A 20748-nucleotide genomic window follows, 5' to 3' on the forward strand; every position below is an offset into this window, starting at 1 on the left:
AGGGTGAAAATTGACTCCTCTGTTCAAAAATTATGAACAAGTGAAGAGGAGCCATTTTTGCTTATTTCGCGAGGGTTACCGTGGCAGGAGAAGCCTGTTCAAAGGCCCGTTCAAGGATTTCAAGGTTAGTCAGTACGTCAGATTCCTTGACGTAATTCGCTACACCGCTATTGATAGTCGCAAACAGTGCATCGTACACGCGGCCATAATCACCCACCTCGGGCTTCAACTCTTCTCTGGCAGTCGTGCCATCCGCCTTCACATATTCCAGCACGCCAACCGAATCATCCGCCGCAAAGCCCGGTTCACCTGGCATGATATTGGCCTTCAGGCTGGTCTCCTGCTGGTCGATACCGGACTTGATAAACGAGCCTTTCGTACCGTGAACGATAAATTTCGGATAGTCGATTTTCACCAGATGGCTGGTTTTGACAATAGCTTTCAGGTCACCGTAGAACAGCTGCGCTTCAAACGTATCGTCCGGGTTGGCTTTGTTACGCAGGCTGCGGATGTCATATGCCACGTGGTCCGGGCGGCCAAACAGGGAGATGACCTGATCCATGGTGTGTACGCCGAGCCCATAGAACGCGCCATCCTGCGGCAGGCCTGGTTGAGTTTCTGCTACCGGGCGGTAGTAGTCGAAGTGACTTTCGACTTCCACGATGTCACCGAGCTTACCGCTCTCAATCACTTTTTTCGCCGTCAGGAAGCAACTGTCAAAGCGACGGTTTTGATATGGCGTAACGGTCAGTCCTTTGCTTTTCGCCAGTGCGAACAACGCCTTCGCTTCGGCGATAGTCGGCGTAAACGGCTTTTCCACCAGTACGTTCTTACCTGCTTCCAGAGCGCGTTTCGCGTAGTCAAAATGGCTGTCAGCATGAGTACAGACAACAACCAGTTTCACCTGCGGATCGTTAAGGATTTCGTCCAGATCGCTGGTGAAATGGATGTGGGAATACTGCGGAGACTGCTCCTCTGGCTTCGCGCGGCGGCGGTAGATATGGGCCACATGCCAGGAATCTTTACGGTGAAGGACATACGGAAGGTGATAGCGGGTCGTACTTTTACCAAATCCAATAAATGCGCAATGTAGTGTCATGGCTCAGTCCTTTTGGAAGGTTACTGAGACCTACCATAACAAAAAAAAGCCAGCTAAAAGCTGGCTAAAGTAATACTGGAAGCAATGTGAGCAATGTCGTGCTTTCAGGTTCCCGTAGCGGTCTTCCTGAATGCAGGACAATAATAATCATTCTCATTCGCAGTTGTCCAATACTTTTTGCAAAAAATAGCGGTTGACTCAAATTTTAAAGTCACTGATGTTAAAGAGGACATTAACCCACAGAGGACGAAGGAATGAGTGAGATAGTGATACGCCACGCTGAACCGAAAGATTATGACGCCATCCGTCAGATCCACGCCCAGCCGGAGGTGTACCACAACACGCTACAAGTCCCTCATCCTTCTATGGAAATGTGGCAGATGCGGCTAAGCGATCAGCCTGGGATTAAGCAGTTAGTTGCCTGCATTGATGATATCGTCGTCGGGCATCTCACGATCGATGTCGCACAGCGGCCGCGCCGCAGCCACGTCGCTGATTTCGGTATTTGTGTAGGGTCGCAGTGGCACAACCGCGGCGTTGCCAGTGCGCTGCTTCGCACCATGATTGATATGTGCGACAACTGGCTGCGGGTTGATCGTATTGAGCTGACGGTGTTTGTCGACAACGAGCCGGCCATTGCGGTCTACAAGAAGCACGGATTCGAAATTGAAGGCACCGGCAAACGTTACGCGCTGCGCAACGGCGAGTATGTCGATGCGTATTATATGGCGAGAATGAAGTAGTGTGTTGCCGGGTGGCGGCTTCGCCTTACCCGGCCTACGTTCGTGCAGTTGTAGGCCCGGTAAGCGCAGCGCCACCGGGCAATACGTTAATACCCCGCCGTTAAATCATCCACCGAACGCGGGTCCGACGCCCCAAACAGCGCTCCGTCCGGCCCGACCATAATGCTCTGGGTGCTCCCCATCGCCTCTTTCACCGCCACCTTTTGTCCGCGCTGCTCCAGCAGTTTGATCGTATCCGGGCTAAAGCCCTTCTCGACACGCAGCTCATCCGGCAGCCACTGATGGTGGAAACGCGGGGCATTGGTCGCTTCGGCAACGTTCATCCCAAAGTCGATACTGTTCACGACCATTTGCAGCACAGTAGTGATAATACGGCTACCACCAGGACTACCGGTCACCAGCCAGGTTTTACCGTCTTTCACCACGATGGTAGGCGACATGGACGACAATGGACGTTTCTTCGGCCCCACCGCATTCGCATCACCACCGACCAGCCCGTAGACGTTCGGCACGCCCGGTTTGGCAGAGAAATCATCCATCTCGTTGTTCAGCAGAATGCCGCTATTGCCCGCCACAATACCGGTACCGAAAGTGGTATTGAGTGTATAGGTCACTGCCACCGCGTTACCGTCTTTATCCACCACCGAGAAATGGGTGGTCTGGTTGCTTTCGTACGGTGCCAGCTTACCGGGGCGGATCTCGCTCGAAGGCTTAGCCTTGTTGATGTCGATCTGTTCAGCAATCGATTTGGCATAAGCCTTATTGGTCAGCGCCTGCCACGGCACCTTCACGAAGTCCGGATCACCGAGATATTCCGAACGGTCAGCGTAGGCATGCTTTTCCGCCTCGGCCATCACCTGCATGGCATCGGCACTACCGAAGCCGAATTTGTGCATATCGAAGTTTTCAAGAATGTTGAGGATCTGCACGATGTGAATGCCACCAGAGGACGGTGGTGGCATGGAGAAGACTTCGTAGCCGCGATAGGTTCCACTGATCGGCGCACGCTCCACCGCCTTGTATTCTGCCAGATCCGCTTTGGTGATGAGCCCGCCGTTCTTTTGCATCTCTTCAGCAATCTGGTCAGCAATCGTGCCTTTGTAGAAGGCGTCCGGGCCGTGCTCCGCAATCAGCTCCAGGCTTTTGGCGAGATTCTTCTGCACCAGCTTATCGCCCTTCTTCAGCGGCTCACCGTTTTTCCAGAAGATCGCCTTGCTGTTTTCATGGTTCGGAATGACTTCACTGCCGTAGGTTTTGAGATCATCGGCCAGGGCGTCATTCACAATAAAGCCCTCCCGCGCCAGTTTAATCGCAGGCTGGACGACCTTGTTCAGCGGCATCGAGCCGTATTTTTCCAGCGCCAGTGAGAAACCCGCCACGGTGCCCGGCGTGCCAGACGCGAGATGCGAGGTCAGCGATTTTTTGCTGTCCGGGTTGCCCTGATCGTCAAGGAACATATCACGGGAAGCCTTGCCGGGAGCCATTTCACGGAAGTCGATAGCCGTGGTTTTCCCGTCTTTGGTGCGCAGCATCATAAAGCCCCCGCCCCCCAGGTTACCCGCCTGCGGATGCGTCACCGCCAGCGCGTACCCGACGGCAACAGCCGCATCCACCGCGTTACCACCCTGCTTAAGAATATCGACGCCCACTTTTGTTGCCAGCGCATCCACCGAAGCCACCATGCCATGTGTCGCCCGCACGGGATGGAAAACATCTTCCTCCACGCCATAGGAGACTGGCGGTGCCGCTGGCGGGTTGGCCGCCACGCTAAATGTGCCGCCAGCCATCAGCGCGGCGATCGCTACCCAGCGTAAAAATGTTGGTTTCATCATTATTGTTCTCCAGGTGAAGGGATCCATATTCCCCGCTTAAGCCTGGTTCACAACTCCTAAAAAATCATCGTCATGGTGAAATCAGGGTAAACTTAAGAGAGGCCTCAAAAGGAGGAAATGACAATGAAACGCTTACTGATTCTTACCGCGCTGTTACCGTTTACCGCGCTCGCACAGCCACTGAATACCATGAACAATCCGAACCAGCAGGGTTATGTCATTCCAAGCCAGCAGCGTATGCAGACGGAGATGATGAGCCAGCAGCAGCAGCAAAAAGGGATGCTTAACCAGCAGTTGAAAACGCAGACCCAGATGCAACAGCAGAGCCTGCAAAATCAGATGAACGCCAACACTCAGCGCGTGCAGCAGGGTCAGGTACGGGAACAGCCGCTGCCCAACCATAACGGTGGCATGTTAGGCAACGGAACAATGCAGAGCAGCGGCCAGCAGCATATGCTACCGCAGCAGTCGAACGGCAGTATGCTTAATCCGCAGAACTAAAGTCCGGGCCGATCAGGTCAATCGCATCGGTACAGATGCTGTCCACGCCCCAGCGCAGCAGTTCGGTTGCACGCTGGGGTTTATTGACGGTGTAGACCAGAATATGCAGACCCGCGTCTTTCAGCATCTTCACCCGCGCCTCATCCAGCAGCTTGTGATTGAGATGGATAGAGACACACGCTAAGCGTGTCGTCAGCTCACGCCAGTCCTCGCGCCACTCGTCCAGCAGCAGCCCACGCGGCAACTCCGGCACGGCCGCCTGTGCCGCTTCCAGCGCGTCAATTTCGAACGAGGAGAGCAACGGCGCGGTCATCCCTTCCCACAACTCACGCGCTGCCAGCGCGATGACCTTGCCCGTTAGCGGCCCGGTGCCGGTTGTCGGTTTGATCTCAATGTTGGCCATCATCCCGTGCTTACGGCAGCGTTCCGCCACTTCCGCCAGCAGCGGCAGCGGCTCGCCTTTGAATTCACCGCTGTACCAGCTTCCGGCATCCACTTTCAGCAGATCGCGCCACGGCAATTCACCCGCCACGCCCCAGCCGTTGCTGGTGCGTTCAAGGTTGTCATCATGCAGCAGGAAAATTTCGCCGTCTTTCGACAGCTTGGCGTCGAATTCAATCATTGTGTGGCCGTAACGTGCGCCAACATCAATTGCCGCCAGGGTATTTTCCGGTGCCAGTTTACCGCCGCCACGGTGGGCGACGATGTGGGGATAAGGCCAGTTGCTCATACTCGTTGTCCTGTTTCACCGTCAAATAAGTGCAGGTGATTTTCCGGCAGATGCAGCCATAGCGTGCTGCCTGCTTTAGGGCGTTCCTGATGTGCCAGACGCACCACCATTTTTTGCTCGCCCCAACGTCCGTGCGCCAGGTTATCAGCCCCCAGCATCTCCAGCGTATCCATCACCAGCGGTACGCCGCCTTCCGCCTGAGAGGTTAAACCAATATGCTCCGGGCGGATACCGAGCGTCATTTTACGCCCGGCGTAGCCACGATAGTACCAGTTGATCGGCAATGCCATCCCGCTTTCCAGCTCAAAATGGGTTCCCGCACTGCTGATACGCCCTTCCAGCAGGTTCATTGCCGGGCTGCCGATAAAGCTCGCCACAAAGCGGGTGGCCGGTTTTTCATACACTTCAACCGGGGTGCCAATCTGCTCAGCTATCCCCTTGTTCATCACCATCACGCGCTGGGCGAGCGTCATCGCTTCGACCTGATCGTGGGTCACGTACAAAGAGGTGGTTTTCAGGCGGCGATGCAGCTGCTGTAGCTCGAGGCGCATCTGCACACGCAGCTTGGCATCGAGGTTGGAGAGCGGTTCATCGAACAGGAACACCGCCGGGTCACGCACAATCGCGCGGCCCATCGCCACGCGTTGACGCTGGCCGCCGGAAAGCTCGCGCGGTCTGCGCTTCAGCAGGCCATCCAGCTCCAGAATGCGCGCCGCTTCTCTCACACGCTCCTCGATATGCCCTTTGCCCATCCCGCGTATTTTCAGCCCCCAGGCCATGTTCTCTTCCACGCTCATGTGCGGATAGAGCGCGTAGTTCTGGAACACCATCGCGATGCCTCTGTCTTTCGGCTCCATCTCGGTGACGCGATGACGGTCGATCCAGATATCCCCGGAGGTCACGCGCTCAAGCCCCGCCACCATGCGCAGCAGGGTGGATTTACCGCAGCCAGACGGCCCGACCATCACGATAAACTCGCCGTCCGCCACGTCGAGCGTTAACGGCTGAATAACCTGGGTTTTGCCATCCCAGCTTTTAGTAACTGCCTGAAGTTTTAAACCTGCCATCTTATTTCTCGCTATCGACCAGGCCACGGACAAATGCACGTTGCATGGCTAAAACAATGACTACGGGTGGGATAAGGGTGAGCAGCATCGCCGCCATCACCTGGTTCCAGAGGGTGGTACCTTCACCAGTGGCGATCATGCCTTTAATGCCTGCCACGGCAGTGCCGAGGTTAACGTCCTGAATAATCAGCAGTGGCCACAGGTACTGGTTCCAGCCATAGATAAAGGTGATCACAAACAGCGCCGCGAGGTTGGTTTTCGACAGCGGCAGCACGATGTCGCGGAAGAAGCGCATCGGTGAAGCGCCGTCGATACGCGCGGCTTCAATCAGCTCGTCCGGCAGGGTCATAAAGAACTGGCGGAACAGGAAGGTGGCGGTCGCCGAAGCCATCAACGGCAGGGTTAAGCCCGCATAGCTGTCGAGCATCTTCAGGTTGGCGATGACCTCCACCGTCGGGAAGATACGCACCTCCACCGGCAACATCAGGGTGATAAAGATCATCCAGAAGAACAGGTTACGCAGCGGAAAGCGGAACCAGACGATGGCAAAGGCCGAGAGCATCGACACTGTAATTTTGCCCACCGTGATACCGAACGCCATGATGAAACTGTTGAGCATCATCAACCAGAACGGTGCGCTGTTAACACCCACGCCCTGCGTCCAGATGGTCGACATATTCTCGAAAAGATGACCGCCCGGGATCAGCGTCATCGGCGTATCAAACACCGCCTTGGTGTCCAGCGTGGCGGCAACAAAGGCTACGTACAACGGGAACAGGATGACAATAATCCCTAAAATCAGCATGGTATGGCTGAAAATCGTCAGCCCGCGACGGTTCTCAATCATTGGTAGCGCACCTTACTTTCGACATAACGGAACTGCACCACCGTGAGGATGATGACAAGGAACATCAGCACGACGGACTGCGCGGCAGAGGCTGAGAGATCCAGGCCAGCAAAACCTTCGCGGTAGATCTTATAGATAAGCGTGGTCGTCGCCTGTACCGGACCACCGGCGGTGGCGGCATCGATCACCGGGAAGGTGTCGAAGAAGGCGTACACCAGGTTGACCACCAGCAGGAAGAAACTCACCGGGGCGATCAGCGGCAGCGCCAGTTTAAAGAAGCGGCGGATCGGGCCTGCGCCATCAATCGCCGCGGCTTCCACCAGCGAGCGCGGAATGGATTGCAACGCGGCAAAGAAGAACAGGAAGTTATAGCTGATCTGCTTCCACACCGAGGCAAACACCACCAGGAACATCGCCTGACCGCTGTTCTGCGCGTGGTTCCAGTCGTAGCCGAATTCTGCCAGGAAGTGGGTAATCAACCCGCGGCCAGGGTTAAACAGGAAGATCCACAGTACAGCAGCGACGGCGGGCGCAACGGCGTAAGGCAGGAGCATCAGCGTCTGATACAGACGGCTGCCGCGTACCACGTAATCCACCAGCGCGGCGAAAAACAGCGATGCAACCAGACCGCTGACGGTCACCAGCGCGCTGAATTTCAGCGTCGTCCAGAAAGAGTCCAGATAGTAGCTGTCATGGAACAGCGCGGTGAAATTATCCAGGCCAACAAACTGGCTGGAAAGCCCGAACGGATCGACGCTTTGGACCGAGTACCATAGCGCTTCGCCCGCAGGCCAGATAAAGAAGATAACGGTGATGACCAGTTGCGGCGCGACCAGCAGATAGGGCAGCCAGCGGGAACGGAACACCGGACGAGATGAGGACATAGGTTAGCTCAGGTTGGTTTCCCTTCACTCCAGCCCTCTCCCGGTGGGAGAGGGTTAGGGTGAGGGTAAAAAGATTACGATTTGGTCGACTGCTCAAAACGACGCAGCAGCTGATTCCCGCGCTCTACCGCTGAATCCAGCGCCTGCTGTGGCGTTTTCTTCCCGGTCCACACGCTTTCCAGTTCTTCATCGACGATGGTGCGGATCTGCGGCATATTGCCCAGACGCAGACCTTTGGTGTAAGGCAATGGCGGCTTGTTCAGCATCTGACGCGTCGGGATGTCCGCGCCCGGGTTCTTGCTGTAGAAGCCCTGCTCGCGAGTCAGGTCATACGCGGCTTTGGTGATTGGCAGGTAACCGGTTTTCTGGTGCCATTCGGCGGCATTTTCTGGTTTCGCCAGGAAGTCGAGGAACTCGGCTACGCCTTTGTAGGTCCCTTTGTCTTTGCCCTGCATCACCCACAGGCTCGCCCCGCCGATGATGGCGTTCTGTGGCGCACCTTTCACATCAGCGTCGTAAGGCATCATGCCCACGCCGTAGTTGAATTTGGCGTAATGACGGATGTCTGCCAGTGAACCGGAAGAGGCGGTGGTAATAGCGCAATCACCGTTGTAGAACTTCTCGGTAGATTCGTCTTTACGGCCGAAATAGCTGAAATCGCCCTTCTTGTTCAACTCTTCCAGCAGTGCAATGTGTTTCACCTGCTCTGGTTTGTTGAACTCCAGTACCGCATCGGTGCCGTCGAAACCGTTGTTTTTGGTCGCCACCGGCAGGCCATGCCAGGCGCTGAAGTTTTCAATCTGGATCCAGCCCTGCCAGCCGCTCGCATAGCCGCACTTCATCCCTGCCGCTTTCAGCTTCGCGGTGTACTCCGCCAAATCCTGCCAGGTTTTTGGCGGTTGCTCTGGATCTAAACCGGCTTTCTTGAAGGCGTCTTTGTTGTAGTACAGCACAGGGGTAGAGCTGTTAAACGGCTGAGACAGCAGGTGGCCGGTTTTGGAATCAGTGTAGTAACCGGAAACGGTTGGCACGAACTGGGATTCGTCGAAGTTGATACCCGCATCTTTAAAGACTTCATACACCGGCTTGATGGCTTTAGAGGCCATCATGGTGGCGGTACCCACTTCATAAACCTGTAACAGTGCAGGTGCATTACCGGTACGGAAAGCAGCGATACCTGCGCTCAGGCTCTGCTCGTAGTTACCTTTGTACACCGGCACAATTTTGTAATCCGGATGAGTGTCGTTGAAACGCTGCGCCAGGGAGTCAACTTCTTTACCCAACTCCCCTTCCATGGAATGCCAGAACGGAATGGTGGTGACAGCCATTGCGTTCGTCGCAAAAGCCAGACCGATTGCCAGACCCAAAGCTGTGTGTCGTAACGATGTCATAGTCGTCTCTCTTATTATGCCGGATGCGCGATATCACGCGTTTTATGCTCGCGAGGTAACATGACATGCTCGAATGACAGAAAAATAACTGTTTGTTTACAGGTAGATGACAGCCAGGCGTCAGGGGGATGATGGTTGTGTGAAGGGGGTTGGGGGTGAAAAAAAGCCGGGTGGCGGCTACGCCTTACCCGGCCTACTCGATCCTGTAGGCCCGGTAAGCGTAAGCGCCACCGGGCGATAAAGACGGCTCAGCCGCCTAAATAAGCACTCCGCACCGCTTCGTTCGCCAGCAGCGCATCGCCAGTATCAGAGAGTACCACGCGACCGTTCTCCAGTACGTAGCCACGGTCTGCAAGCTTCAGCGCCTGGTTAGCATTCTGCTCGACGAGGAAGATGGTCATTCCCTCTTTACGCAGCTGTTCGATGGTGTCAAAAATCTGCTGGATGATGATTGGCGCAAGCCCCAGCGACGGTTCATCGAGAAGCAACAATCGTGGCTGGCTCATCAGCGCACGGCCAATCGCCAGCATCTGCTGTTCACCGCCGGACATGGTGCCCGCACGCTGGATACGACGCTCCCACAGGCGCGGGAAGAGTTCGTACACCCACTTGATGCGGGTCTGGTATTCATCGCGGTGAGCGAAGAAGCCGCCCATCGCCAGGTTCTCTTCCACCGTCATGCGGGAAAACACGCGACGCCCTTCCGGGACAATCGCCACCGCTTCACGCATGATTCTGGCGGTCTGCCAGTCGGTAATGTCTTTGCCATCGAACACAATTCGCCCGCTGGTTGCACGCGGGTCACCGCACAGGGTACCGAGCAGTGTTGTTTTGCCCGCGCCATTGGCGCCAATCAGGGTGACGATTTCACCCTGATTGATATGCAGGCTGACGTCGTGTAGCGCCTGGATCTTGCCGTAGTGCGCATTGACCTTGTCGAACGTTAACATCGCTTTTTCCATCTTATGGCTCGCCCCCATTATGCTTCGCCTAAATAGGCGCGGATCACGTCCGGGTTGTTGCGGATCTCTTCCGGCGTGCCGTTTGCCAGCGGCGTACCCTGGTTTACCACGTAGATACGGTCAGAAATGCCCATCACCAGCTTCATATCGTGCTCAATCAACAGGATGGTTGTGTCGTGATGATCGCGCAGTTCAGCAATCAGCTCGTCCAGCTCTTTGGTCTCTTTCGGGTTGAGGCCAGCAGCAGGCTCGTCGAGCATCAGGATTTCCGGCTGCGTCACCATGCAACGCACAATCTCCAGACGGCGTTGGTCGCCGTAAGCCAGGTTGCTAGCCTGACGGTTAGCATGCTGCAACAGACCGATGCGGTCGAGCCAGGTGGCAGCGCGATCCAGCGCTTCATCCTGTGCGCGACGGAAGGCCGGGGTTTTCAGCAGGCCAGAGAAAAGCCCGGTTTTCAGCTGCTGATGTTGCGCCACCAGCAGGTTCTCAATGACCGTCATCTCACGGAACAGACGCACGTGCTGGAAAGTACGCACCACGCCCATACGGGCGATCTGTTGCCCGGGCAGGCCTTCAAGGTGCTGGTCGCGCAACATAATGGTGCCGCCCGTCGGCTTGTAGAAACCAGTCAGGCAGTTGAAGACCGTCGTTTTACCCGCGCCGTTCGGGCCAATCAAGGAGACAATCTCTTTCTTGTGCAGATCCAGATTCACGTTGTTGACCGCCAGCAGGCCGCCAAAACGCATCATCAGACCGTTAACGGATAATAATGGCTGACTCATGCCTGCTCTCCTTTCGCTTGCCCGTTCTTCAGCTTCAGCTGTGGACGGGTCATCGGCAGCAAGCCCTGCGGACGCCAGATCATCATCAGCACCATTAAACCACCCAGCATCAGCATGCTGTATTCGTTAAAGTCGCGCATCAGCTCACGCGAGACCACCAGCAGGATGGCCGCCAGGATAACGGCGAACTGCGAACCCATCCCGCCGAGCACCACAATCGCCAGCACAAAGGCAGATTCGGCAAAAGTGAAGGATTCCGGGCTGACAAAGCCCTGGCGTGCGGCAAACAGCGTCCCGGCAAAACCGGCAAACGCGGCACTGATGGTGAACGCGGTCAGCTTGATACGGGTCGGGTTCAGGCCCAGGGAGCGGCAGGCGATCTCATCTTCACGCAGTGCTTCCCACGCGCGGCCCAGCGGCATGCGCAGCAGACGGTTGATCACGAACAGGGTAATCACCACCAGCAGCAGCGCCACCAGGTAGAGCCAGATCACACGGTCAGACGGGTCATATTTCACGCCAAAGAAGTTGCTGAAGGTATCCCAGCCGCCTTCACGGGCGGTACGGCTGAATTCCAGACCAAAGAAGGTCGGTTTCGGGATCTGGCTGATACCGTTCGGGCCACCGGTCACTTCAGTGTTGTTGAGCAGCAAGATACGGACGATTTCACCAAAGCCTAAGGTCACAATCGCCAGGTAGTCACCGCGCAAGCGCAGCACCGGGAAGCCCAGCAGGAAGCCCGCAGCAGCAGAAACCAACCCTGCCAGCGGCAGACACGTCCAGAAGCCGAGGCCGTAATAGTGGTTCAGCAGCGCGAAGGTGTAAGCACCGATGGCGTAGAAGCCGCCGTAGCCCAGCACCAGCAGGCCAGAGAGCCCCACTACCACGTTCAGACCCAGACCGAGTATCACGTAGATCATGGTCAGGGTGGCAATGTCTACCGTCCCGCGAGATACCACGAACGGCCACGCCACCGCCGCCACCAGCAGGGCGACGAGGAACAGCTTCTGTTTAACGGTTGAACCATCAATCGCAGGCAGCACGAATTTCGGGCCAGAAACGCCTTTCAGCGTCTTCTGGAACAGCGGACGCAGCAGCTGGAACAGGAACACCACGGCCGTGCCGATAAACACCCACTGCCAGCGGATGTCTGCTGCGGTGTCCACCACCAGCTTAGTACCGTTCAGCTCTAACTGAACGCCCATAAAGACGCCCGCCAGCACGAAGAACATGGCGGCAGAGAGCAGCGCCATTGCAAAATGCATCGGTTTCATACTTTCTCTACCTCCGGACGACCCAGAATACCGGTAGGCATTACCAGCAGAACCAGAATCAGCAGGGCAAACGACACCACATCTTTATATTCCGTACTCAGATACGCCGAGGAGAGCGCTTCCGCCACACCGAGGATCAGACCGCCAATCATCGCGCCCGGAATGCTGCCGATACCACCCAGCACCGCAGCGGTGAAGGCTTTCATCCCGGCCATAAAGCCGATGTACGGGTTAATCACACCATAGAACTGACCGAGCAGCACACCTGCGACAGCAGCCATTGCCGCGCCAATCACGAAGGTGAGTGCAATCACACGGTCGGTGTTAATGCCCAGCAGGCTCGCCATCTTCAGGTCTTCCGCGCAGGCACGACAGGCGCGCCCCATGCGGGAATAACGAATGAACAAGGTCAGCGCCAGCATCGCAATGAAGGTCACGATCCAGATAACCAGCTGCATGGTGGTAATAGACGCAGAGAAGTTATCACTCGCCCCGACAACCCACTGGCCATTAAACAAGCTTGGCAGCGCCACGTCGCGCGAGCCTTCGGTCAGGCTGACGTAGTTTTGCAGGAAGATTGACATACCGATGGCGGAGATCAGGGCAATCAGGCGCTTGGAGCTGCGCACCGGCCGGTAGGCCACGCGTTCGATGCTCCAGCCGTAGGCACTGGCAATCACGATCGCGCCGACAAACCCGGCAGCGACCAGCAACCAGCTGCTGTCGATACCCATCATCATCAGCGCGGCGATGATCATAAAGGAGACATAACTACCGATCATGTACACCTCGCCGTGGGCGAAGTTAATCATGCCGATAATACCGTAAACCATCGTATAGCCGATGGCGATCAGCGCGTAGGTGCTTCCCAGCGTGACGCCGTTAAACATCTGCTGCAGGAAATAGAGAAACTGCTCGGACATATGCAAACCTTTTTATACCCGCCCGTCAGTCCGGGCGGTGGGATAATTATTTGGCGGCCGAGGATGAACCGTCGGCGTGCCACTTAAAGACACCAAACTCAAATCCCTTCAGATCGCCTTTCTCATCCCAGTTCAGCGGCCCAATCACGGTGTTCGCCCCGTGTGCTTTTAAATCTTTCACCAGATCCAGCGGTTCTTTGCTGCCGGAGCGATCCAGTGCGGTTGCCAGAGACTGCACAGCCGCGTAGGTGATCCAGACGTACGGACCACTCGGATCCTTCTTCTGCGCCTTGAGCGCATCAACGATAGCCTTGTTGGCCGGATCCTGGTCATAGCGTTTTGGCATCGTAACCAGCATGCCTTCGGCGGCATCACCCGCGATGTTTGACAGGGAGGCGTTACCCACGCCTTCCGGCCCCATAAACTGGGTTTTCAGCCCTACCGAACGCGCCTGGCGCAGCATCTGGCCCATTTCCGGGTAGTAGCCACCGTAGTAAACGAAATCAATATTCTCTTTTTGCAGACGGGCAATCAGGGCGGAGAAATCTTTCTCACCGGCGGTAATTCCATCGAAGAAGACGACATTCGCGCCGCCTTTTTTCAGGCCGTCCTGAACGGAACGCGCCAGGCCTTCACCGTACTGCTGCTTGTCATGAATAATGGCAATGCGCTGTGGCTTAACGGTGTCGAGGATGTATTTGGCGGCGGTTGGGCCCTGAGAGGAGTCCAGACCCGCGGTACGCATAATGTGCTGATAGCCGCGTTGGGTCAGCTCCGGGTTGGTCGCACCCGGGGTGATCATCAGAATGCCTTCGTCTTCGTAGATATCAGACGCCGGCTGGGTGGAGGATGAGCACAGGTGGCCAATCACATACTGAATACCGTCGTTGACGATTTTGTTGGCGACCGCGACGGCCTGTTTGGGATCGCAGGCATCGTCGTATTCCACGCCGACCAGTTTGTCGCCTTTGATGCCACCTTTGGCGTTGATGTCTTTGATGGCCTGGCGCGCACCGTTGAACTCCATATCCCCCCACTGGGCAACAGGACCGGACATCGCACCGACTACAGCAACTTTAATCTCTTCCGCCATGGCTGCATGCGAAATCGACAATGCAACCATCCCCGCGAGTAACGTTTTCGCGTTCCTTTTCATCTCTGAATCCCCATTCGTGATGTCGTGTTTATATTTTGTTTTATTCTGGTTAAAAAGCATTCTGTACTTTTAATGCACAACGCTATTTTTACCAGTGCCTTTAATGGTTTAGCGCAGTTTTTTCACAAAAACCAGACTAAAATCTCTATTTTTCAGGCTATTAAGCAAAGATAATATTCTGAATTCAGGCAGAGATAAACAAATAAAAGTGCAGTTTGCAGCATAAAATAACGGTACAAAGCGCCGAATAAATCACTACCATTCAGGTTAAAATTCTGCTTATTTTTCGATCCATGTGTTTTCAAACTGCCCATCGCGTTGCCAAAAAACTAATCACCTGGTTAATGAGAATAAAAAGAGGAAGCCGCTGAGTGAATAAATTGAGTACACTGCCCCTACTCAATTTGATTTGGACAACAAGCTAATGAAACTGACAATCGTTCGTCTGGTGACCTTTAGCGACCAGGATCATATCGACCTGGGCAAGATCTGGCCGGAATATTCCCCTTCGTCACTACGCGTTGACGAGACCCACCGCATTTATGCCGCGCGCTTTAACGAACGTTTGCTGGCAGCGGTTCGCGTGACCCTGAGCGGCACCGAAGGGGCGCTGGATTCACTGCGCGTGCGTGACGTCACCCGTCGTCGCGGTGTGGGGCAGTATTTGATTGAAGAAGTGATCCGCGAAAACCCGAGCGTGACCTCCTGGTGGATGTCCGACGTGGGCGTGGAAGACCGTGGCGTGATGGCAGCATTTTTGCAGGCGTTAGGGTTTACGGCGCAGGAGAATGGGTGGGAGAAGCGCCAGGGATGACCTGTGCGGCCTGATGCCCTCACCCCGACCCTCTCCCACGGGGAGAGGGAGAAAACATAAAAAAGGCAACTTACGTTGCCTTTTTGCAGCTTTTCCCAAGCATTTCGTGTTGCAGGAAGGCGGCAAGTTATGAAATCCCCGGGAGCTTACATAAGTAAGTGACCGGGGTTGAATAACGCAGCCAACGCACCTGCGGCGCGAAAGGCGAAGGGAAAATTATTTGGCGTCTGTCGCCGTGCCGTTAGCATGCCAGTCAAACACACCGAACTCGAAGCCCTTCAGGTCGCCCTTCGCGTCCCAGGAAAGCGGCCCCATCACGGTCTCAACAGTATTCGCTTTCAGCCAGGTGGCAATCTCAGCCGGATCGGCTGACTGGTTCAGGCCCGCTTGCAGAGACTGCAGGGCAGCGTAGGTGGTCCACACGAACGCACCGCTTGGATCCTGTTTCTTCGCCTTGATGGCATCTACGATTGGTTTGTTCGCCGGGACCTGGTCGTAGTTCTTCGGTTTGGTCACCAGCAGGCCTTCGGCTGATTCACCCGCGATGTTAGACAGGGAAACGTTCGCCACGCCTTCCGGTCCCATGAACTGGGTTTTCAGACCGGCAGCACGTGCCTGGCGCAGGATCTGCCCCATTTCCGGGTGGTAACCACCGTAGTACACAAAATCAATATTCTCTTTCTTCAGACGCGCCACCAGGGTGGAGAAATCTTTCTCACCAGCGGTGATACCGTCGAAGAACACCACGTCGGCATTCGCTTTCTTGAGGTTGTCCTGCACGGAACGCGCCAGACCCTCACCGTACTGCTGCTTGTCATGAACGATGGCAATGCGCTTCGGCTTCACTTTTTCAACGATGTATTTCGCCGCAGTTGGGCCCTGGTCAGAGTCCAGACCGGTGGTGCGCAGGGTCAGCTTGTAGCCGCGAGAGGTCAGCTCTGGTGCCGTCGCTGCCGGGGTAATCATCAGAATGCCTTCGTCTTCGTAGATGTCAGACGCTGGCTGAGTAGAGGAAGAGCACAGGTGACCGATAACGTATTTGATCCCGTCGTTCACCACTTTGTTCGCAACCGCGACCGCTTGTTTCGGGTCACAGGCATCATCATATTTTACGATCTGCAGTTTTTCGCCCTTAATACCGCCCTTGGCATTAATGTCTGCAACCGCCTGTTCTGCGCCAGTAAATTCCTGGTCACCATACTGTGCTACCGGACCGGACATCGCTCCTACGACAGCCACTTTAATATCTGCCTGTGCCATCGTGCTAAATGCCAACGCGATACATCCTGCCAGTAACGCTTTACCCTTCATGTTCATCCTGAGATTCCCCATTATTATGGTTATTACGATTATTGTGATGTTGTTGTGTAGCGCTTTATTTCAGTTATAGGTATGCCACTCGCGCTTTTTCAGCATACTCTGCTAAAACATACCCCATTTTTATGATTTTGGAATAGCTAATTTGAAATGAATATATGATAAGCCCGGCAGAGATTTCCGCCGGGCGTGTGGCTTTAACGTGTCAGCGACGCGGAGATAATGTCCAGCGCTTTACGGAACTGCACTTCAGGGATAGTCAGCGGATACAGGAAACGAATGACGTTGCCGTAGACGCCGCAGCTCAGAAGAAGTAGCCCTTCCTGCAACGCGCGTTCTTGTACCTGACGGGTGAATTCCGGCGACGGGAGCCCTGATTGCGGGTCGTTAAACTCCACCGCCACCATCGAGCCTTGCGCACGAATGTCAGCGATATAAGGGCAATGTTCCTTCGCTTTGTTCAGCACTTCTACCAGGTGATGGCCAAGATGGGCCGAGCGCGTGCAGAGGTCCTCTTCATCAATCACGTCCAGCACGGCATGCGCCGCCGCAATCGCCAGCGGGTTTCCGGCGTAGGTGCCGCCCAGCCCGCCCGGCGCGGGTGCGTCCATCACCTCCGCACGGCCAGAAACCGCCGAGAGCGGCATCCCGCCCGCAAGGCTTTTCGCCATGGTGATCAGATCAGGCTTCACGCAGTGGTGTTCCATCGAGAACAGCTTGCCGGTACGGGCGAAGCCGCTTTGCACCTCGTCGGCAATCAGCAAAATGCCGTGGGTATCGCACAACGCGCGCAGGGCCTGCATAAAATCAGCAGGCGCAATGTTGAAACCACCTTCCCCCTGAACCGGCTCGAGAATAATGGCCGCGACCTGGTCGGGTGCGATATCCGCTTTAAAGATGCGTTCCAGGCTTTTCAACGCTTCCGCCGTGCTGATGCCGTGCAGTTCATTAGGATATTGCGCGTGGTAAACCGAGCCGGGGAACGGGCCGAAACCCAGTTTGTAGGGTGCCACTTTCCCCGTTAAAGCCATCGTCATAAAGGTGCGGCCGTGGAATGCACCACCGAAGGTGATAAGGCCAGGACGCCTGGTATACGCGCGGGCAATTTTTACGGCGTTTTCGACCGCCTCAGCCCCCGTGGAGAAGAACGCCGTTTTAGCCGGGCCCTCAACGGGCACGCGTTCGTTGAGACGTTCGGCAAGCGCCACGTAGCCTTCGTACGGCACAATCTGGTAGGCCGTGTGGGTAAAGGCATGGAGTTGCTTTTCGATCGCGGAAATGACTTTGGGGTGGCGATGGCCGGTATTCAGTACCGCGATCCCCGCGGCGAAGTCGATGTACTCGTTGCCTTCAACATCCCACACCGTGGCGTTTTCAGCTTTATCGGCATAAAAATTACACATCACACCGATGCCGCGCGGCGTCGCCTGTAAACGCCGGTCATTCAGTTCGTTATTTTTCACCCTGTCCCCCTGAGAAAGTCGCCTGCTTAGCGCATCAGTAAGTGTTTGCCAGGGGGAGGGAATTCGCCAGAGCGGGCGCTAAAAAAACAAAACCCCCGAATTTGCATTCGAGGGTTCTCGGTGTACTTCGCTTATCTTACGCTTCGATAGCGGCGCGAAGTTTTTTCATGGCGTTCTTCTCAAGCTGACGAACACGTTCAGCGGAAACGCCGTAGCGGTCGGCCAGTTCCTGCAGCGTGGACTTGTTATCTTCGTCCAGCCAGCGGGCGCGGATAATGTCCTGGCTACGTTCGTCAAGACCTTCCATTGCATGAGTCAGCTTGTTCGCGGCCTGATCTTCCCAGTTATCCTCTTCAATGCCGTCAGCAAAGTTAGAGGTTTTATCCTGCAGATACAGTACCGGTGCCATCGGCTGGCTGTCAGATGCGTCGTCGTCAGAGGACATATCAAAGGTCATGTCCTGCGCGGCCATACGGGATTCCATCTCACGCACATCTCTGCTGGATACGCCCAGCTCGCGCGCCACCATTTCAACTTCATCCTGATTGAACCAGCCCAGACGCTGCTTGGTTTTACGCAGGTTAAAGAACAGTTTGCGTTGCGCTTTTGTCGTGGCGACTTTCACAATACGCCAGTTACGCAGAACGTATTCGTGAATCTCTGCTTTGATCCAGTGTACGGCGAAGGAGACCAGTCGCACACCCACTTCCGGGTTAAAGCGACGCACAGCCTTCATCAGACCGATGTTACCTTCCTGAATCAAGTCCGCCTGCGGCAGGCCGTAGCCCGCATAATTACGAGCAACGTGAACAACAAAGCGCAGGTGAGACAGGATCAGCGTCTTAGCTGCTTCCAGATCGCCCTGGTAATGCAGCTTTTCAGCAAGCTCCTTTTCTTCCTCGGCCGTTAACATCGGCCAGGTGTTCGCAGCCCGGATGTAAGACTCCAGGTTACCAACAGGGGCTAAAGCTAAAGTTTGCATTTCTTTGGTCATTCATTCCTCTCAATGTTTCTTCTGGTCCAGGTTATCCCCATCAGGCAACAACCATGCCAAAGCGTTTGAGCAACGAGATTAGCATTCACTCTTGTATCAGACAGTGATTTTATCCACAAGTTCCAGGTGCAACGGTGAATAAATTACGCACAAAATGTGACATGAAGATGATAACAGGGGAAGAGACAACAGGGACGCTTTCCCTGCAGAGCGAACATCTCGGTGCAGGGAAAGATTATATCACGCTTTTATTAATCGGGAGTAAAGTGACGTAAATGTTGCACCGTCGCCAGCCATGCAGCAACCCAGCCGATCATGGAGCAAACCAGCAGTAGTAACAGGCACTCATCGAACCCTAAACCACTGATATCAAACTTCGTCCCAAAAACCTGTGCCACTTCTGTGACTGCCGATGACAGTCGCATCACCAAAATTTCTGACAGTATCAGTGAAAGAAATGCGCCGGAAAAACCGAGCAGTGCGCCGCCATAGAGGAACGGACGAAGGATGAAACCATCCGTCGCACCAATCAGTTTCTGCACATTGATGGTATCGCGACGGGCAAAAATGCTCAGGCGTACACTGTTCCCGATGACGAGGAAGACTGCTGCCACCATCAGCACGCCAATCATCGCTGCCACACGTCCCACCAGCCCGGTCAGGGCAGAGAGGCGTGCAAACCAGCTGTCATCCATACGCACTTCATCAATGCCTTTAATGCGTGTGATGCGATCGCGCAGAGTGTTAAGCGAATCGGTCCCCTGGAAATCCAGCTTCGGGATCACCACCGCCACAGCAGGTAATGGGTTCTCTTCGAGCATATCCAGCGCGCCACCAAAACCAGACCAGTTACGGAACTCGCCCAGCGCATCTTCACGAGAGAGATAGTTGACCTTCTCCACACCCTGCTCGGCCTGAATTTGCCCGACCACCTGCGCCGCCGCGTTATCGTCGAGGGCTTTATCCAGATAAACCGTGATCTGCGGGGACGGATAGTACTGCGAGGCCGCCTGGTTGACGTTTTTATAGACCATATAGCAGACACTTGGCAGCGTCAGGGAGATGGCAATCACCATCACCGTCAGGAACGTCGCCAGCGGTTTGCTTTTCAGGTCCTGCAGCGCGCCGTGGAAGGCATAACGCACTTGCTCGTTAAACACGTTGGTTTTGCGGGAGGCTGGTTTTGGCGCAGCTTTCTGGCGCTTTGGCGCATTACGATTGCCATCACCACCGCCCTGCGACTTACGGAAACGGTCAAACCGGTTTCCGAACTGTCGAATCTGGTTTATTGCATCACGCTTATTCACCATGGCCTCCGTGCAAATGACCGTCGCTCAGGGTCAGCATGCGGTACGAACGACGGGAAATAAGCCCGATATCGTGCGTCGCCATCAAAACCGTCACCCCTACGCGGTTAAATTCCTCAAACAGACGCAAAATCCCTTCTGACAGGGCGTCGTCCAGGTTACCGGTCGGTTCATCCGCCAGCAGCACCGCAGGCTTGTTCACCACCGCACGGGCAATGCCCACGCGCTGCTGTTCACCGCCGGAGAGCTGGATCGGGAAGTTCTTCGCTTTGTCCAGCAGCCCGACCTTATCCAGCGCTGCAGAGACGCGACGGCGGATATCATCATAGCTGGCACCGGCAATAATCAGCGGAATAGCCACGTTATCGAAAACGGTGCGATCCATCAGCAGGTGGTGGTCCTGGAAAATCATGCCGATCTGACGACGCAGAAACGGCACTTCGCGATTTTTCAGGCGGCTTATCTCATGGCCGCCGAAAAAGATTTTCCCGGCACTTGGCCGTTCGATCCCACAGATAAGCTTGAGCAGGGTACTTTTCCCCGCGCCGGAATGGCCGGTCAGGAATGCCATCTCGCCCGGTTGCAGGTGGAATGTCACCCCCTGCAACGCTTGTCTCCCACCGAGATAGGCCTTGCTGACGTGTTCAAAGCGAATCATT

General features: G+C 55.4%; 20 protein-coding genes. 3 read left to right on the forward strand and 17 right to left on the reverse strand.

What is annotated here, in order from left to right; genetic code table 11:
* Positions 1-61 precede the first annotated feature (61 nt).
* Positions 62-1099: an oxidoreductase gene (locus HED65_RS17600; protein WP_114979550.1), complete on the reverse strand. Its 1038-nt coding sequence runs from the start codon at positions 1097-1099 to the stop codon at positions 62-64.
* Between the two features lie 254 nt (positions 1100-1353).
* On the opposite strand from HED65_RS17600, the gene yhhY reads away from it, so the two are divergent.
* Complete coding sequence (yhhY, locus tag HED65_RS17605) at positions 1354-1842, forward strand: N-acetyltransferase (protein ID WP_114979551.1); 489 nt, start codon at positions 1354-1356, stop codon at positions 1840-1842.
* Positions 1843-1928: 86 nt separating this feature from the next.
* Here the strand turns inward: yhhY and ggt are convergent, their stop codons facing one another.
* Positions 1929-3674, reverse strand: a complete 1746-nt coding sequence (gene ggt, locus HED65_RS17610; protein WP_189338751.1) for a gamma-glutamyltransferase — start codon at positions 3672-3674, stop codon at positions 1929-1931.
* A gap of 123 nt (positions 3675-3797) precedes the next feature.
* Here ggt and HED65_RS17615 point away from each other — a divergent pair, with 123 nt between their 5' ends.
* Complete coding sequence (locus HED65_RS17615) at positions 3798-4175, forward strand: DUF2756 family protein (RefSeq protein ID WP_108089399.1); 378 nt, start codon at positions 3798-3800, stop codon at positions 4173-4175.
* Here HED65_RS17615 and ugpQ read toward each other — a convergent pair.
* The 10 genes from ugpQ to livK all read right to left on the reverse strand — a co-directional run bounded on the left by ugpQ (position 4159) and on the right by livK (position 14194).
* Positions 4159-4905 carry a glycerophosphodiester phosphodiesterase gene (gene ugpQ, locus HED65_RS17620; protein WP_114979552.1) on the reverse strand — a complete coding sequence of 249 codons (747 nt, stop codon included), beginning with the start codon at positions 4903-4905 and terminating at the stop codon, positions 4159-4161. The two genes, HED65_RS17615 and ugpQ, sit on opposite strands and share 17 nt — an antisense overlap.
* Positions 4902-5972, reverse strand: a complete 1071-nt coding sequence (locus HED65_RS17625; protein ID WP_114979553.1) for a sn-glycerol-3-phosphate import ATP-binding protein UgpC — start codon at positions 5970-5972, stop codon at positions 4902-4904. The genes ugpQ and HED65_RS17625 overlap by 4 nt, the downstream gene beginning before the upstream one ends.
* A gap of 1 nt (position 5973) precedes the next feature.
* On the reverse strand, positions 5974-6819 hold the full coding sequence (gene ugpE / locus HED65_RS17630; RefSeq protein WP_114979554.1) for a sn-glycerol-3-phosphate ABC transporter permease UgpE: 846 nt from the start codon (positions 6817-6819) through the stop codon (positions 5974-5976).
* Positions 6816-7703 carry a sn-glycerol-3-phosphate ABC transporter permease UgpA gene (gene ugpA, locus HED65_RS17635; RefSeq protein WP_114979555.1) on the reverse strand — a complete coding sequence of 296 codons (888 nt, stop codon included), beginning with the start codon at positions 7701-7703 and terminating at the stop codon, positions 6816-6818. The genes ugpE and ugpA overlap by 4 nt, the downstream gene beginning before the upstream one ends.
* Positions 7704-7777: 74 nt before the next feature.
* The gene (gene ugpB, locus HED65_RS17640) at positions 7778-9094 is read right to left on the reverse strand and encodes a sn-glycerol-3-phosphate ABC transporter substrate-binding protein UgpB (RefSeq protein ID WP_114979556.1); all 1317 of its coding nucleotides are present in this window, start codon (positions 9092-9094) and stop codon (positions 7778-7780) included.
* A 248-nt stretch (positions 9095-9342) separates the two neighbouring features.
* Positions 9343-10056, reverse strand: coding sequence for a high-affinity branched-chain amino acid ABC transporter ATP-binding protein LivF (gene livF, locus HED65_RS17645; protein ID WP_022651964.1), 714 nt, complete (start codon positions 10054-10056; stop codon positions 9343-9345).
* A 17-nt stretch (positions 10057-10073) separates the two neighbouring features.
* Complete coding sequence (gene livG / locus HED65_RS17650) at positions 10074-10841, reverse strand: high-affinity branched-chain amino acid ABC transporter ATP-binding protein LivG (protein ID WP_008500101.1); 768 nt, start codon at positions 10839-10841, stop codon at positions 10074-10076.
* The gene (livM, locus tag HED65_RS17655; protein WP_013099130.1) at positions 10838-12115 is read right to left on the reverse strand and encodes a branched chain amino acid ABC transporter permease LivM; all 1278 of its coding nucleotides are present in this window, start codon (positions 12113-12115) and stop codon (positions 10838-10840) included. The genes livG and livM overlap by 4 nt, the downstream gene beginning before the upstream one ends.
* Complete coding sequence (gene livH / locus HED65_RS17660) at positions 12112-13038, reverse strand: high-affinity branched-chain amino acid ABC transporter permease LivH (protein WP_028017954.1); 927 nt, start codon at positions 13036-13038, stop codon at positions 12112-12114. Before livH ends, livM begins: the two co-directional genes overlap by 4 nt.
* A gap of 46 nt (positions 13039-13084) precedes the next feature.
* Positions 13085-14194, reverse strand: a complete 1110-nt coding sequence (gene livK, locus HED65_RS17665) for a high-affinity branched-chain amino acid ABC transporter substrate-binding protein LivK (RefSeq protein ID WP_114979557.1) — start codon at positions 14192-14194, stop codon at positions 13085-13087.
* 424 nt (positions 14195-14618) lie between these two features.
* On the opposite strand from livK, the gene panM reads away from it, so the two are divergent.
* The gene (panM, locus tag HED65_RS17670; protein WP_114979558.1) at positions 14619-15008 is read left to right on the forward strand and encodes an aspartate 1-decarboxylase autocleavage activator PanM; all 390 of its coding nucleotides are present in this window, start codon (positions 14619-14621) and stop codon (positions 15006-15008) included.
* Between the two features lie 216 nt (positions 15009-15224).
* Here panM and livJ read toward each other — a convergent pair whose 3' ends face one another.
* From livJ to ftsE, 5 genes are all read right to left on the reverse strand, one after another.
* Positions 15225-16325 (reverse strand): branched chain amino acid ABC transporter substrate-binding protein LivJ, encoded by a 1101-nt coding sequence (gene livJ / locus HED65_RS17675; RefSeq protein WP_147279804.1) that lies wholly within the window; start codon positions 16323-16325, stop codon positions 15225-15227.
* Positions 16326-16522: 197 nt separating this feature from the next.
* Positions 16523-17788 carry a 4-aminobutyrate--2-oxoglutarate transaminase gene (locus HED65_RS17680; protein WP_114979560.1) on the reverse strand — a complete coding sequence of 422 codons (1266 nt, stop codon included), beginning with the start codon at positions 17786-17788 and terminating at the stop codon, positions 16523-16525.
* Between the two features lie 136 nt (positions 17789-17924).
* The gene (gene rpoH / locus HED65_RS17685; RefSeq protein ID WP_114979561.1) at positions 17925-18782 is read right to left on the reverse strand and encodes an RNA polymerase sigma factor RpoH; all 858 of its coding nucleotides are present in this window, start codon (positions 18780-18782) and stop codon (positions 17925-17927) included.
* Positions 18783-19033: 251 nt separating this feature from the next.
* On the reverse strand, positions 19034-20089 hold the full coding sequence (ftsX, locus tag HED65_RS17690) for a permease-like cell division protein FtsX (protein ID WP_028017960.1): 1056 nt from the start codon (positions 20087-20089) through the stop codon (positions 19034-19036).
* Complete coding sequence (gene ftsE / locus HED65_RS17695) at positions 20082-20747, reverse strand: cell division ATP-binding protein FtsE (protein WP_025758973.1); 666 nt, start codon at positions 20745-20747, stop codon at positions 20082-20084. Before ftsE ends, ftsX begins: the two co-directional genes overlap by 8 nt.
* Position 20748: the final 1 nt, after the last annotated feature.

The sequence above is a fragment of the Pantoea sp. LS15 genome (assembly GCF_012241585.1).
Lineage (GTDB): Bacteria > Pseudomonadota > Gammaproteobacteria > Enterobacterales > Enterobacteriaceae > Enterobacter.

What these genes read in the sequence shown, in the direction of transcription:
- livF (WP_022651964.1), bottom strand. Translation starts at nt 10,056, where the DNA reads ATGGAAAAAGCGATGTTAACGTTCGACAAGGTCAATGCGCACTACGGC.
- yhhY (WP_114979551.1), top strand. Translation starts at nt 1,354, where the DNA reads ATGAGTGAGATAGTGATACGCCACGCTGAACCGAAAGATTATGACGCC.
- ugpE (WP_114979554.1), bottom strand. Translation starts at nt 6,819, where the DNA reads ATGATTGAGAACCGTCGCGGGCTGACGATTTTCAGCCATACCATGCTG.
- ugpB (WP_114979556.1), bottom strand. Translation starts at nt 9,094, where the DNA reads ATGACATCGTTACGACACACAGCTTTGGGTCTGGCAATCGGTCTGGCT.
- HED65_RS17615 (WP_108089399.1), top strand. Translation starts at nt 3,798, where the DNA reads ATGAAACGCTTACTGATTCTTACCGCGCTGTTACCGTTTACCGCGCTC.
- HED65_RS17625 (WP_114979553.1), bottom strand. Translation starts at nt 5,972, where the DNA reads ATGGCAGGTTTAAAACTTCAGGCAGTTACTAAAAGCTGGGATGGCAAA.
- ugpA (WP_114979555.1), bottom strand. Translation starts at nt 7,703, where the DNA reads ATGTCCTCATCTCGTCCGGTGTTCCGTTCCCGCTGGCTGCCCTATCTG.
- rpoH (WP_114979561.1), bottom strand. Translation starts at nt 18,782, where the DNA reads ATGACCAAAGAAATGCAAACTTTAGCTTTAGCCCCTGTTGGTAACCTG.
- livG (WP_008500101.1), bottom strand. Translation starts at nt 10,841, where the DNA reads ATGAGTCAGCCATTATTATCCGTTAACGGTCTGATGATGCGTTTTGGC.
- panM (WP_114979558.1), top strand. Translation starts at nt 14,619, where the DNA reads ATGAAACTGACAATCGTTCGTCTGGTGACCTTTAGCGACCAGGATCAT.
- ugpQ (WP_114979552.1), bottom strand. Translation starts at nt 4,905, where the DNA reads ATGAGCAACTGGCCTTATCCCCACATCGTCGCCCACCGTGGCGGCGGT.
- ggt (WP_189338751.1), bottom strand. Translation starts at nt 3,674, where the DNA reads ATGATGAAACCAACATTTTTACGCTGGGTAGCGATCGCCGCGCTGATG.
- HED65_RS17600 (WP_114979550.1), bottom strand. Translation starts at nt 1,099, where the DNA reads ATGACACTACATTGCGCATTTATTGGATTTGGTAAAAGTACGACCCGC.
- livM (WP_013099130.1), bottom strand. Translation starts at nt 12,115, where the DNA reads ATGAAACCGATGCATTTTGCAATGGCGCTGCTCTCTGCCGCCATGTTC.
- livH (WP_028017954.1), bottom strand. Translation starts at nt 13,038, where the DNA reads ATGTCCGAGCAGTTTCTCTATTTCCTGCAGCAGATGTTTAACGGCGTC.
- ftsE (WP_025758973.1), bottom strand. Translation starts at nt 20,747, where the DNA reads ATGATTCGCTTTGAACACGTCAGCAAGGCCTATCTCGGTGGGAGACAA.
- livJ (WP_147279804.1), bottom strand. Translation starts at nt 16,325, where the DNA reads ATGAACATGAAGGGTAAAGCGTTACTGGCAGGATGTATCGCGTTGGCA.
- livK (WP_114979557.1), bottom strand. Translation starts at nt 14,194, where the DNA reads ATGAAAAGGAACGCGAAAACGTTACTCGCGGGGATGGTTGCATTGTCG.